At 36.0% G+C, this 14,798-nt stretch carries 12 protein-coding genes; all 12 read left to right on the top strand.

All coding sequences use genetic code 11. From position 1 onward, the window contains the following. Window positions 1-264: 264 nt before the first annotated feature. The 12 genes from M948_RS26350 (at window position 265) to cax (ending at window position 14,453) form a co-directional block, all read left to right on the top strand. Window positions 265-1,149: a TetR/AcrR family transcriptional regulator gene (locus tag M948_RS26350; protein ID WP_031335057.1), complete on the top strand. Its 885-nt coding sequence runs from the start codon at window positions 265-267 to the stop codon at window positions 1,147-1,149. 281 nt (window positions 1,150-1,430) lie between these two features. Next, window positions 1,431-2,336 carry an ROK family protein gene (locus M948_RS26345; protein ID WP_021289380.1) on the top strand — a complete coding sequence of 302 codons (906 nt, stop codon included), beginning with the start codon at window positions 1,431-1,433 and terminating at the stop codon, window positions 2,334-2,336. Between the two features lie 21 nt (window positions 2,337-2,357). Next, window positions 2,358-2,621, top strand: a complete 264-nt coding sequence (locus M948_RS26340; protein WP_021289379.1) for a hypothetical protein — start codon at window positions 2,358-2,360, stop codon at window positions 2,619-2,621. 177 nt (window positions 2,622-2,798) lie between these two features. Next, window positions 2,799-4,070 (top strand): extracellular solute-binding protein, encoded by a 1,272-nt coding sequence (locus M948_RS26335; protein WP_021289378.1) that lies wholly within the window; start codon window positions 2,799-2,801, stop codon window positions 4,068-4,070. Window positions 4,071-4,135: 65 nt separating this feature from the next. Beyond that, window positions 4,136-5,008, top strand: coding sequence for a carbohydrate ABC transporter permease (locus M948_RS26330; RefSeq protein ID WP_021289377.1), 873 nt, complete (start codon window positions 4,136-4,138; stop codon window positions 5,006-5,008). Between the two features lie 17 nt (window positions 5,009-5,025). After that, entirely contained in the window at window positions 5,026-5,886 is an 861-nt protein-coding gene (locus M948_RS26325) for a carbohydrate ABC transporter permease (protein WP_021289376.1), read from the top strand. Window positions 5,887-5,917: 31 nt separating this feature from the next. Beyond that, entirely contained in the window at window positions 5,918-7,669 is a 1,752-nt protein-coding gene (locus tag M948_RS26320; protein WP_231378650.1) for a cache domain-containing sensor histidine kinase, read from the top strand. Between the two features lie 4 nt (window positions 7,670-7,673). Continuing rightward, complete coding sequence (locus M948_RS26315) at window positions 7,674-9,230, top strand: response regulator transcription factor (RefSeq protein ID WP_021289374.1); 1,557 nt, start codon at window positions 7,674-7,676, stop codon at window positions 9,228-9,230. An 18-nt stretch (window positions 9,231-9,248) separates the two neighbouring features. Beyond that, on the top strand, window positions 9,249-10,691 hold the full coding sequence (locus tag M948_RS26310) for a glycoside hydrolase family 1 protein (RefSeq protein ID WP_021289373.1): 1,443 nt from the start codon (window positions 9,249-9,251) through the stop codon (window positions 10,689-10,691). Between the two features lie 24 nt (window positions 10,692-10,715). Further along, a complete protein-coding gene (locus tag M948_RS26305; RefSeq protein ID WP_021289372.1) occupies window positions 10,716-11,618 on the top strand; it encodes an ROK family protein in 903 nt (300 codons plus the stop codon). 379 nt (window positions 11,619-11,997) lie between these two features. Next, complete coding sequence (locus M948_RS26300; protein WP_021289371.1) at window positions 11,998-13,308, top strand: MFS transporter; 1,311 nt, start codon at window positions 11,998-12,000, stop codon at window positions 13,306-13,308. An 80-nt stretch (window positions 13,309-13,388) separates the two neighbouring features. Beyond that, complete coding sequence (gene cax / locus M948_RS26295; protein WP_021289370.1) at window positions 13,389-14,453, top strand: calcium/proton exchanger; 1,065 nt, start codon at window positions 13,389-13,391, stop codon at window positions 14,451-14,453. The last annotated feature ends 345 nt before the right edge of the window (window positions 14,454-14,798 follow it).

Genomic DNA, 14,798 nt, shown 5'->3' with positions numbered 1-14,798 from the left:
GCCAGCCTCCTTTTTGATCTTTAGACTGTTTGGTCAACATGGTATTAGTTATACCATATATTTATTGTAATATAAAGTATAGATGTTTATGACTATATAGTCATTTTTTTGTTTTAATCATTCATTGTTTACTTATTAAAAAAAGATATAGTGTAAACATAAGTGAAGAGGGGATGCTGCTATAAGAGGTGCTGGTCCCTGTTTGTGACTATCATTTTACTGGACAAGTAGTGTATTCTAGTGGTAGAAGACATTGAGGTGAGCATGATGGATAAAAGAAAAGCAATATTAGAAGCAGCTGTTGAATTGATCGCAGAATATGGATACACACGTACATCGATGCAGCAAATCGCAGATAATGTTGGTGTATCAAAAGGTTCGCTATACTCGTTTTTCCCATCAAAAGAAGATCTAATTATATCGATATACGAACATTATCAACAGCTTGTATTTGAACGTGCTTTTGTAGTAGGCTTGGATAATAATTTACCACCTTATAAACGTTTTGCTAAACAGTTTCAAGTTCAATTCGAAGGAATATTAGAGTATAAATCGTATATGAAAATGCATATCCGTGGGGAGTCAGCTCAAAACAGTGAGAAGCTTCAGGGATTACACCATCGGATGAGAGGGCGATTATTTAACTGGCTTGAACAGAATTTAATTGATTTATATGGTGAAAGTATCTTGCCTTACAAATGGGATTTAATGTGGATGACACAATCCATTTATACATCGTATATGGGACTTATCATTTCTTCAGAAAATGTGCTTCCTCCGGAGGGGCTTGGTCAACATATCGTAAGACAGATTGATATTCTAGCGAAGGATTTTCTCCAAGGTAACAGTGTTCCGTTTTTAGACGATGAGATGATGCGCCCTTTTTCTGTAGGAATGGACCGAGACGGAGCATTTACATCGTTCCAGGACAGAGAACGTGCGTGGAAAGCGCTGTATAAAAGGATTCATGAACTTCGAAATGCTACTTACTACCTTGAGGTAACGGACCGGATATCAGAAGAATCGAGAAAATCAAAACCAGATGAACTTGTGATGAGAGGTTTATTTCGATTATTAAAAGAGGAAGAAACGCTAGCTGCAAAAGCATATGTATTAGAGGAACAATTACTTCCAGCAACAGAAGATTAATGGGCTGGTTAAACTTCAGGCAAATTTTTCTCCTTATTCCAAAAGAGCGATCCTGTTTAAACATCCAAGATATACGATTCCAAGGGCTGCAATGCGTAAGCTTGGCTTTTTCTTCTGGCTGCATCTAAATAAAATTCATTGATGTTCCCTTCTAAGATTAACGTCATGATATGAAATTCATTACCATCAAAAGGTTGATTTTGATTTCTGAAAAATCCAATTTTTATAATAGTTGAATGATATAATAGTTGAAAAAAAAAGAAACAGGGGGGCGGCCATCGATGGATAAATACATATCTTTGGATATTGGTGGTACATATATTAAAAAAGGAATAGTGAATGAGTCTGGAGAAATTCTCAAACATCATAAAGAGAAAACACCGAAGACATTAGAAGAACTATTCCTTTTAATTGAACAGTATATTTTACAAAACTCTGATACCTTGGCTTTGACAGTTTCTTGTCCTGGTGCGGTAACTGATGAAGGGCTTATCCAAGGAGCTAGTGCTGTATCGTATTTACATGGACCAAATATAAAGCAAATGCTGAAGGCACGAATTGGTTTGCCTGTGTATATGGAGAATGATGCAAATTGTGCTGCTTATGCTGAGATATGGAAAGGCGCTGCCAAAGGTAGAAAAGATGTGCTTGTCGTTGTCATTGGAACTGGGATAGGAGGAGCAGTTGTCAAAGATGGTTTGATTCATAGAGGGGCTAATTTGCATGGTGGAGAATTTGGATATATGTTAATTCCGACAAAAACTTCTGAGAACGGTGCAACGTGGAGTCAAATTGCCTCTACGAAAGCTTTAGTAAAAAAGGTTGCCCAACAAAAACAATTGGATGCCTCGGACCTTACAGGGGAGGCAATCTTTGACATGGCTGATATGGGAGACATTATATGTATCGAAGCCTTAGAAGCATTTTATCATTCCCTTGCACTCGGAATTTATAATTTACAATATATTTATGATCCTGAGATTATTCTTATTGGTGGGGGAATAAGTGAAAGAAACGATTTGGTAGACAGAATTGATGGAAAACTTACTCATATCATTGAATTAATTGAAGATTCTACGGTTAAGCCAATGATAAATACTTGTGCATTCCGACAACATGCCAATCTTCTCGGAAGTGTGTATGGGTTTCTGAGAGAAAAGGAATTGGATATTTTAGATATAAATTGAGTAAAGAAAGGGGGAATGCCAATGCCCGTCTTATGGAAGTCACTCAAATTGGGAATAAGCTTTGTCTTCATATATGTTTTGATTGTTTTTAGTGCTCCATTCATCATCCGGTTAATGGGCTCTACTTCTGTTTCTTCAAGTCCGACGATGTTTCAATTTTCCTTGTATTCCATCAATATCAGGGGGAACACATTTGAATCTGAAGCTACGATCATGGGGCTGTTTATTTCCTTAATCTTAGGTACGGTAATCTATTATATCTTTCATTCTTTAAATAAAGGTTAGTTCTATTTCTAAAAGCCAAGGCTTACATGCTTGGCTTTTTTTATGAGGTATTTTTGAGCTTTCCTCATTGAATAATAATTTGAAAAAATCGGATAATTTTATAGATTTATAGGATATATCGTCTTTTATTATCTTGTTAAGATATATGTAAGCGCTTAATAAAGGGAGGTATGGAAATTGAAGAAGTTATTAAGCTTAACTGTCGGGTTGTTTTTCATGTTTATAGCAGCTTGTAGCGGGGGAGAAGAGGCTTCGGGAAATGGAGGAATTGAGTTAACCCTTTGGAATGATTGGACGGAGGATCGTCCAGAAAATACTGTATATAAAGACATTATCAAACAGTTTAACGAGGAACATGAAGATATTACTATAAAGATGGAAAGTATTCCGCATGATCAATATGAAACAAAACTCCGTACACAAGCTGCTGGGAAACAACTACCAGATATGATGAGAGTTTGGCCTGGGGCTCGAACAGCTCCGTTAGCTGAAGGAGGAGTTTTATTACCACTTAATTCTATAGTAGATAATTGGAAAGACATAATACCGGATGAAATTTTACAAGATTATGCAATTAATGGTAATTATTATGCTATTCCATCTAACATAAGTGAGACAAGTCTCATATTTTATCATAAGGATAAATTAAAAGAAGCAGGTTATGAACAATTTCCTTCTACTTACGAAGAACTAAAGAAATTAATTGGTATGTTAAATGATAACAAAGAAACACCAATTTCACTCGGTAACAAATCTGTTTGGCCGCTGCAATCGATTTATATTTCAACGATTGCTGATCGCTATACAGGAAGTGATTTCTTAGGGAATGTATTAAGTAAAGAAGAAACATTTGAAAACGATCAATTTATAAATGCCTTAACAGTAATTAAAGAGTTAACAGAAATACAAGCTTTTAACGAAGATATGAATACGATAGATGAAGCTCAAGCAAGAAGTGAATTTATTAATGGAACAACAGCGATGCATTTGGCTGGTTCTTGGGCAATTGGACCAATTTTAGAAGGTGTAGACGATCCAGATTCCATCGGAGTTGCTGCATTTCCTAGTTTTGCAGGTGGTGAGGGAGACCCTTCTAAGATAGCTGGAGTAGCTGGAGGTGGAATTGCCTTGAACAGTGAATTAAATGATGAAGAAAAAGAAGCCGCTTTTACCTTTCTGAAATATTTTTATGCAGAAGATTTATATCAACAATTAGCACAAGCGAATATTATTGTTCCGGCTGATATTCCAATGGATGACGATGTACCTCGCTTATTTCAAAAAGCGAATCGGTTTGCCCAAAATGGATTGGCACCCGTATATGACGCAACGCTTACTCCTGACCTAACAGATATGATAAATAATGGGTTGCAATCAATCACGTTGGATGAAAAAACACCCGAAGCGTTGGCTAAAGAAATGCAAGCACTTTTAGAAGAAGGAAATTAAGCGCAAATGACTTTCGGGTTGCCTTGAGTTGGCAGCCCTTCTTCAGAGAAGGAGGCGAGAAGAATATGCATTTACTTGGTAAAAAAGGCATTATTATAATCGGATTGTTACCTGCTTTATTATTTTATATTCTATTTGCCATTTATCCTATTATTCAATCATTCTATTATTCTTTCATGCAGTGGGATGGATTCTCTGAGATGACTTTTGTAGGGCTGGATAATTTTAAGGAATTATTTCAGGATTCCTTATTTTGGAACTCTGTAAAAAATAACATCTATGTCGTAATTGCCTCCGTCTTAGGTCAAATTCCAATTGCACTATTAATCGCTCTATTATTAAATCGCAAATTGAAGGGAGTAAGGTTTTTTCGAACAATAGGGTTTTTACCGGTTGTCTTATCTACGGTAGTTATTTCTCTAACATGGAGCCTCATGTATAATTCAAAAAATGGCATGATCAATCAGTTATTACAATCTATCGGACTTCGTGAGTTGGCACAGAATTGGTTAGGTGATCCACAGTGGGCAATGATTGCCGTCTTGGTCACAGTGATTTGGCAATTTGTTGGTCTCTATTTAATTATTTTTCTAGCAGCCTTACAAAATGTACCAGATGAAGTAATAGAAGCTGCGAAAATGGACGGTGCATCAGAATGGGCAACGACTTGGAAAATAACAATTCCAATGATCTGGGATACCATCATCGTAGCTATCATTTTATGTATATCCGGTAGTTTAAAAACCTTTGATTTAATCTATGTAATGACCAATGGAGGGCCTTCCCATTCTACAGATGTGATGGCGTTGTATATGTTCCAGGAGACCTTTAGTCAATTGAATTACGGATATGGAAGTGCCGTTTCAGTTTTTATCTTCTTTTTTAGTCTAATCTTAATTTTTATTGTCACGAAAGTCTTAGGAAAGAAGATGATTTAGAAAGGAGTATCGTCTTAATGGAGTTATTGAATAGATCTAAGCTTAAATTATATCCAAGAAGGAGTATAAAAAAGACGTCCATTTATCTGATTCTTTTTCTATTTGCACTAGTTAATGCATATCCGATTTTGTGGATGATGATTAATTCTTTTAAATCGGAACAAGAGTTTTTAACAAATCAATTAGGGTTCCCACATACGTTTGTTTTAGAAAATTATGTAAATGCATGGGAAACAGCCAATCTAGGAGTGCTATTTGGAAATAGTATTTTCATTTGTATTACCGCTACTCTAATTACGGTGTTATTCGGAGCACTTGCATCCTTCTTTTTAGCACGATTTACGTTTAAAATGAGCAAGTTAGTATATACATTCTTCATTTTTGGTATGTTAATTCCTATTCACGCTACGCTTGTACCAATGTTTATATTGATGCGAGATTTGGGCTTATTAGATACACCGATAACGCTGCTTTTTCCGTACATCGCGTTTCACTTACCCATCACGATCTTTTTACTAACGAGTTTTATGAAAGCATTCCCTAATGATATTGAAGAATCAGCAATTATGGATGGATGTGGCGTGTTTCGCATTTTTTGGTCGATTATTTTACCAATGTCTCGTCCAGCGTTAGCTACCGTGGTAATTCTAAATTTTATTTACAATTGGAATGAATTTTCTTTCGCCCTCGTTTTAATTAATGATCCAGCATTTCAAACATTACCTTTAGGTTTGGCTAGTTTTGCTGGGCAATTCACAACCAATTATGGAGCACAGATGGCGGGGTTAACCATGTCTTTAATTCCAATCGTTGTATTCTACCTGTTTTTAGAAAAAGAAATTGTTAAGGGTATGACAGCCGGAGCGGTAAAAGGGTAGAATAGAAGAATTAAACGACAAGGAATGATGTATGATGATTCCGAATTGGGGATTAAAGCGGAAGTTCATAACAGTGTTTGTCGTGTTAATCACGCTGCCTACTGTATTTGGTTTTATCATTTATTATCAGACTTCTGTTGCACTGAAGGACCAGGCAAAAGAGGATATTATTGGGAATCTAGAGAAGAATGAACAAAATTTATCCGCTATTATAGAAGAAGTTACTAATATGACTGCTTATATGACTTATGATAAGGAGTTTCGGACATTTTTTATGACACCAGAAGCAGAAACACATCAACTAGCTTACAAAAATGCTGTAGATGGTATAAATGGCTATTTTACATTTCAAATGATATCTAAACCCTATGTTTCATCCGTTTTACTAGAAGCGGAGGATGGAACAATCTTAGATCTAGGCGAGCCCATTCTTAATGGTGAGAAGGAATTAGCTAAAGCTGCCATTCAAAAAAGCGGAGCACCACTTTGGAGTGATGCTTACCATGTAACGAGTGAATGGGAGGGAGAGAAAGAAGTTATCAGTGTATCCCGGGCTATTAACGATTTGAACCAAATTAATAATCGAATAGGTATGGTTCGCATTCGCCTGGATCATGAGAAGTTATATCGCAGTATTGAATCCCAAGATTCATCAACGAAATGGAGTTATTTTGTATTATCAAATGAAGGTTCTGTAGTCCTGCATTCCGATCCATCTCTGGTCGGGAAGCAATATCCCGAAACAGAACTTGCAACGTGGGTAACAAAAGGAAAAGCATCATCGTATCGTTTGGAAACAAAAGATAGTAATTATCTCGTCGTAAAAAAAGAATTACAAGGCACTAACTGGTATTCCGTGGCCATGGTTGATGAAGGAGAAGTTGTTCAAGAACTATATCATGTACGCAATTCGATTCGAAATATGATCATTCTCTTGGTTTTATTAGGGGCTGTTGCTTTTGTTGGATTTTATAGATCGAATATTCGAAGAATTATTGAGCTAACGAGACAAACATGGCAAGTGAGTAACGGAGATTTTACTGCAAGTGTAGATGTACAATCAAGAGATGAAATTGGAATTCTAGGTATGCACTTTAACAAAATGGTAAAGACCATTCAAAATCATATAAATGTGGAATATAGGTTAAAAATAAAACAAAAGGACTCTGAATTAAAAGCGCTTCAAAGTCAAATTGATCCACATTTTTTGTACAATACCCTGGATATGATTCGCTGGACAGCAAGGCTAGAGAATGCTTATGAAACCAGTCGTCTAATTGAACGGCTTTCTTCCATCTTTCGGATGAAGTTAAATAACGGAAAACCATGGGTTCAATTAAAAGAAGAGATCAACTATATTAAAAATTACTTAGAACTACAGCAAAGTAGATTAGGAGATCGTCTCCAATTTTATATTAATGTACAGGATGATGTGAAAGGTAACTATGTCCTGAAACAGTTACTCCAACCATTAGTAGAAAACAGTATTAAACATGGATTTAAAGACTTGCCAAGACAAGGGATCATTAGGATTCATGGTTATCGGTCATACAACTCGCTTTATATTAATGTAATCGATAACGGATGGGGATTTACCAATCCAGAAAAAATAGGTATACATGGTTATGCGCTTCGGAATTTACAAGAAAGACTAGAGCTCGTCTTTGGTAAAGCGGCTACTTTAGAAAAAACAAATCTGACACAGGGCGCATCTATTCAAATTGTTCTTCCATTGATAGATATGGAAAGAGTGAAAAATATTCAAAGAGAACTAGGTGAATAAGGTCATGTCTTTTAATTTACTAATTGTAGATGATGAACCGATTATATGTCGAGGGTTGAGTCAAACCATCCCTTGGTCAGATTATAATGTGAATGTAGTAGCTGTCGCTTATGATGGTCAAGAAGCAATGGAAAAGATAATTGATCATGGGAATATTGACATTATTGTAACAGATGTGAAAATGCCAAAAATAGATGGTTTACAGCTAGCTGAGTTGATTTATAAACAATATCCGTCTGTGCAAATCATTATGATTAGTGGTTATGATGAATTTGCTTATGCACAAAAAGCAATAAAGCTAGGAGTAAAAGATTATCAATTAAAGCCGGTGAATGTAGAAGAGCTAATAAAAAAAGTGGTGAATCTGACACAAGCGCTGTCGAAAACCGAGGAACAGAAAACAGCTTTGCAACACATGGAGCTGATGAATACGATTTATCAGCAAATTAATGAATTTACCATTGAATCTATGGATAATTCTATCAACCACCAAGTCAAAATCTATCCAGTTTTAAGCAGAATGAATGAATGGGCGGAAAAAACAAATCAACTGACTGAATATGATATACATGCTTTAAAAACAGATTGGAAACATGTGATTCAAGACATAGTAGTAAAAAATGGGTATCAGGCTGTTTCCATCTTTACAGATGAGAATTTGTTGTTAACGTGTATTATCGTTGAAGAGAATGATCTTAAGATTGATTTATTTACGACTATTCTTCATCCATTAATACAAAACGATATGAAATTCATTTGGAGTGACAGAATAATCCCGCTTCAACAACTACAGCAACAATATACCATTCTAATAAATATGCTGCCATATCTACCCTTGAATAATCAATCTATCTACTGCTATCAGACGGAACGTAAGGGGCAGAGGGAATTTCCATCATCGATCGTTGAAGAAGTGTTATCTGCTTGCTTTCAAGATAGTAATAAGGTAAGGAAGCTAGTCAATACGTTATTTACTTATTTTCAAACAAATGAGTACTTTTTGCATGAAGTAGTAGAAACATGTATGGAGATCATGGAGGAAGTCATTTATCGTTATAAGTCCCTTTTTGAAAAAGAAGTATCTCAACTTCATCCCAAACAATTAGAAAGTATAAACCTAGCAAAACATAATTCTTATTCAATACTTCAGACACAGTTTAATTACGCACTAGACAATGTTATGAACAGCGTAAATGTACAAAAAGTCAATACGACAGATTGGATCATTAAACGTGCCGAGAATTATATCCAAACTTATTATACATCGAATATTAAAGTAATTGAATTAGCGAATGTCATGAATATATCGCCAAATTACTTTAGCTCCTTATTTAAACAACAAACAGGTAAAACATTTAATGAATATGTAAATCAATTACGTATGGACAAAGCAAAGCAATTATTAGCAGAGACACCATATCGAATACATGAAATTGCAAAAGAAGTTGGTTTTCAGGAATACAAGTACTTCGTTGAAGTTTTTAAGCGTTTTACTGACATCACACCAACGAATTATCGAAAGCTGCTAGCCACTCAAAGCAAAAATACAGATGAATCCTAAACAAGGAGGCCTATGAATATGAATGAAACAATTAATTTGCAATTACCAACGGATTTTATATTAGGAGCTGCCATGTCAGCATGGCAGACAGAAGGGTGGGCAGGTAAAAAAGATTTTCAAGATTCTTATTTGGATAGTTGGTATAAGAACAATAAGCATGTTTGGCACAATGGTTACGGTCCAGGAATAGCTACAGATTTCTATCATCGTTATCAAGAAGATATCAGCTACATGAAAGAAATAGGCCTAACTCATTTCAGAACATCAATTAATTGGTCCCGTTTTCTAATCGATTATGAGAATGCGGTTGTGGATGAAACATATGCAAAGCATATCGACAATATGATTGATGAACTTATTGCTAATCACATTGAGCCAATGATATGTTTAGAGCATTACGAACTGCCGGCTATTTTGTTAGAAAAATATGGAGGCTGGGAATCAAAACATGTGATTCATCTATTTATTAAGTATGCGGAAAAGGTATTTGCACGTTACGGTGATCGTGTAAAACATTGGTTCACCTTCAATGAACCGATTGTGGTACAGACTAGGGTATATTTAGATGCAATCCGCTGGCCATTTGAACAAAATACAAAAAAATGGATGCAATGGAATTACAATAAGGTCTTGGCTACAGCTAAAGCTGTAAAGTTATTTAAACAACTGAAACTGAAAGAAAACCATGGAGCAAAGATTGGCGTTATCCTTAATCCAGAAGTTACCTATGCACGATCAACAGCAAGACATGATCAAGAAGCAGCCAGAATGTATGATTTGTTCTTTAATCGCATTTTTTTAGATCCTTCAATAAAAGGAGAATATCCAGCTGAGTTATTTGAGTTAATGGAGGCGCATGGAGTTACCTTTGACTATATAAAAGAGGAATTGCAAGTGATAAAAGAGAATACGATCGATTATGTTGGTATCAACTTATATTTTCCACACCGCGTGAAAGCTAGATCCACTGCTTGGAATGACCATATTCCATTTCATCCAGCATATTATTATGAAAAACATGAATTGGCAGGGAAGAAAATGAATCCTTATCGAGGATGGGAAATATACCCACAAATTATGTATGATATGGCAATTCGAATGAAAGAAGAATATGGAAATATCGAATGGTTTGTAGCAGAAAACGGAATGGGGGTAGAAGGCGAGGAACGATTCAAAAATGAAGATGGTATCATTCAAGATGATTATCGCATCGAATTCATAAGTGAGCATCTCAAATGGTTAATGAAAGCAATCGTACAAGGGGTTAATTGTACAGGATATATGTTGTGGGCGTTCTCTGATAATGTTTCGCCAATGAATGCCTTTAAAAACCGATATGGTTTAGTAGAAATAGACTTAGAGGCTAATCGTAATCGGCGTCTAAAGAAATCAGCCTATTGGTTTAAAAATTTAATAGAAGAGCGGAATTTTGAAGCAATCAATGATGACATGGTGAAGTAATACTAGGGAATGGAGGGGGACTTAGTGGAAAGTTACTTCAGTATCGATATAGGTGGAACCTATATTAAAATGGGTGTTGTTAATGATCAAGGTGAAATATCACAACTGAAAAAAGTAAACACCCCTTCTACGATAGAAGCGTTAATGGATGTAATGGATCATTATTTAAAACGGCAGATCAATATAAAGGGTGTAGCTGTGTCTAGCCCTGGGGCAGTTTCTGATCATGGGATTGTATATGGCTCCAGCGCAGTGCCTTATTTACATGGACCGAATATAAAAGAAATGCTATCAGAGCGTTTTAATTTACCAGTGTATGTGGAAAATGATGCGAATTGTGCTGCTTATGCAGAATTATGGGAGGGAGCAGCGAAGGGAAAAAAGGATATACTCGTTGTTGTAATTGGTACCGGAATCGGTGGAGCTGTTATTAAGGATGGAACCATCCATAAAGGAGCTAATCTCCATGGTGGCGAGTTTGGTTATATGCTTCTTAATACGAACATAACTGGGGATGATGATGTCTGGAGCCGGGTTGCATCTACACGAGCATTGGTAAAAAAAGTAGCCAAACAAAAAGGATTAAGTAATATTCAAGAATTAACTGGGGAAAGGATCTTTCAATTGGCTGATAGCGGCGATAATATCTGCATCGAGGCTTTAGAAGAATTTTATCACATACTTGCAGTTGGGATTTATAATTTACAATATATTTATGATCCGGAGATTATCTTACTCGGTGGGGGAATAAGTGAGCGAGTGGATCTTATTGATGCAATTGATGAGAAGGTGGATGCAATCTTAGCAAAAATTGACCTCTCCACCATAAAGCCTACTATAAAATTCTGTCATTTCCGCCAACATGCTAATTTGCTTGGAAGTGTATATGGGTATAGGAAGCAGATAGAAAAGCGCATAAATGATTGATTTTAATCATTCAAGAAAAGAGGGAGTTTAATAAAGTCAATTGCAATCTTAATACTCCCTCTAATTTACAAAAAAGCCAAAGGCGTAAAGCTTTTGGCTTTTTACGTAATAAGGGCCCCTAAATTCCGAGCACTTAAGTATAAAACATTTACTTGATTTTTCAAAAAATTATTTGACATAATAAACGGAATTATTTTATAATTCTTAGTATAAATTTAAGTTATATTTAAATTTATACGCGTATTTTAAATGGAGGTTAAATTATTAGTTAAAGGAGGAGATCTTTTCATTTTATTGATGAAAGCGATTCAAAGTAAGAAAAAACCACTTCATTACCGAGCGTCAAAAGAATAATAGATAATAATATGGGGGAAAAAACATGGATAAAGGTATGAGGAGAGTACTGATTGCAAGTGTTGTGGGAAGTGCAATTGAGTGGTTTGATTACTTTTTATACGGTACAGTAGCAGCACTTGTGTTCAATCAACTATTCTTTGTTAGTGAAGATCCTGCTTTTGGTACGCTTTATGCTTTTGCTACATTTGCACTAGCATTTTTTATTCGTCCGTTTGGTGGTATTATTTTTAGTCATATTGGTGATAAGATAGGAAGAAAGAAGACGCTTGTACTAACATTAAGTCTAATGGGGGCTGCCACCTTCGGGATGGGGATACTTCCCACATATGAAGCAATTGGAATATGGGCACCTGTTTTACTTATCATCTTACGCTTAATTCAAGGATTGGGTCTTGGTGGAGAATGGGGAGGTGCGCTTTTACTTGCTGTAGAATATGCACCAAAAGAAAAGCGTGGTCTTTTTGGCAGTGTGCCGCAGATGGGAGTAACGATTGGAATGGTTATGGGTACGCTTGCCCTTTCTGTTATGTCGTTATTGCCAGATGATGCCTTTATGGCTTGGGGCTGGCGAATTCCATTCATTCTTAGTGCATTGCTAGTTATTTTTGGTTTATGGATTCGTAAGGGAATTGATGAAACCCCATCTTTCCGAAATAACCAAGCAAAAGGCAATGTTGCCAAACTGCCAATTGTAGACACCCTTCGATTTCATTGGCGCGAGGTATTAATTGCCATCGGAGCAAAAGTTGTCGAAACGGCCCCATTTTATATTTTCGGTACCTTTATTGTCTCTTATGCCACATCTAACTTGGCATTTAGTGAAACAACGATATTAAATGCAGTAATGATTGCCACCGTCATTACAACGGTACTAATCCCAATTATGGGAAGATTATCGGATAAAATTGGTCGAAAGCCACTGTATATTTGGGGAACGATATTAATGATACTCTATGCATTTCCTTACTTCTGGCTAATCCACCAAGATTCAGTGGCGCTTTTAGTAATTGCTACGATCGTGGGACTTGGACTGATTTGGTCACCAATTACAGCAGTTCTTGGTACCATGTTTTCTGAGATTTTTTCAGCAAAAGTAAGATACACAGGGATTTCATTAGGGTATCAAATTGGTGCAGCGGCAGCTGGTGGAACAGCTCCATTAGTAGCTACATACCTTTTGATGCAATTTAATAATTCCTATATTCCGGTCGCTTGTTATATTATTTTAACCGCAATTATCTCATTAGTCGCTATTTTGACTGTGAAAGATCGTCGATCACAGGATCTTGATGAGGGATATGATGATGTGGAAGAAGATGTGGTGAATCAATAAAAGGAGTATATACATTGAAATAAAACCATCCAAATTGGGTAGCCTATCCCTATAACATTTTTGAAAGGGGATGATGCGAAATGATGAATAAAATCTTCATTATTTTAGTAATTATAGGGCTACCTTTATCTGTGATCGGATCCTTACTGCATTGGTCTGCAGTCATCATGTTTGCCATCTACTGCCTAACGATTATTGCCCTTGCTGGTTTTATTGGCCGAGCAACTGAAAGTTTAGCAATCGTAATGGGGCCACGAATTGGTGGATTAATGAATGCTACTTTTGGAAATGCAGTAGAACTCATTATTTCAATTTTTTCATTAAAGGCGGGATTAATTGGAATTGTCCTTGCCTCACTTACTGGGTCTGTACTAGGTAACTTATTACTTGTTGCTGGTCTTTCATTTTTTGTTGGCGGGTTGAAATATAAACGCCAATCTTTCGATGTATATGATGCTAGACATAATTCAGGTCTGTTAATCTTTGCTGTTGTTGTGGCATTTGTTATTCCCGAAGTATTTTCTGCATCCATGAATGAAACAGATACAATGATTTTAAGTATCGGTATTTCGATTATTTTAATTCTTTTATATATCGCTGCACTTGTGTTTAAGCTTGTGACTCATCGAGGTGTCTATACAAACAATAATGAAGATGTAGAAAAAAAACAGGAAGAAGAAGTTCCAGAATGGGGAAAAATAAAGTCCATTATTGTCTTAGCTGCTTCTACCATTTCTGTTGCTTATGTGTCTGAAAATCTGGTTCATACATTTGAAGTCGTAGGTGACACGTTTGGTTGGACAGAATTATTCATTGGTGTGATTATTGTAGCAATTGTAGGAAATGCTGCGGAGCATGGATCAGCTGTAATTATGGCGTATAAAAATAAAATGGACGTTGCAGTTGAAATAGCAGTTGGATCAACCCTCCAAGTAGCTATGTTTGTCGCACCGGTTCTCGTCCTTTTGTCTCTCTTTTTCACGACATCGATGCCACTTGTATTTACGTGGGCAGAGCTTATCAGTATGGTTACAGCCGTATTGTTAATGATTCGTATATCGGTTGATGGTGATTCCAATTGGTTTGAAGGATTGGTATTACTAGCGGCTTATGTCATCATGGGTATCGGATTTTACTTATTATAAATAGATAAAGCATCCACGATGAGCTATCAGTGGATGCTTTGACCTGTGTTAATTACCAGGAGGACGATTGCGTTTATATTTGTTTTGATTTTTCATATCATTAATTTCTTCTTTACTCTTATTTTTTGTTTTTGTTTTTCCTTTTGCCATGTCATTCCCTCCTTTAAGTTTAGTTTGCCTCGTATGAAATAAGATCATGTATTTCGTTTCGAATGGAAGAAGGCCGTTTGCGAATCCAAAAAAATAATGCTATAATTCAGAAAAAACACATGTTTCTACACGCATAAATGAAAAGGCTTACATTTATTTGCAGGTTATAATGGACAAAAATTGAACAACCGCTCA

It is taken from the genome of Virgibacillus sp. CM-4 (genome assembly GCF_000445495.1).
GTDB lineage: Bacteria > Bacillota > Bacilli > Bacillales > Amphibacillaceae > Virgibacillus > Virgibacillus salexigens.
Note: the sequence above shows the minus strand (reverse complement) of the source record. Positions and strands in the feature narration are given on the sequence as shown.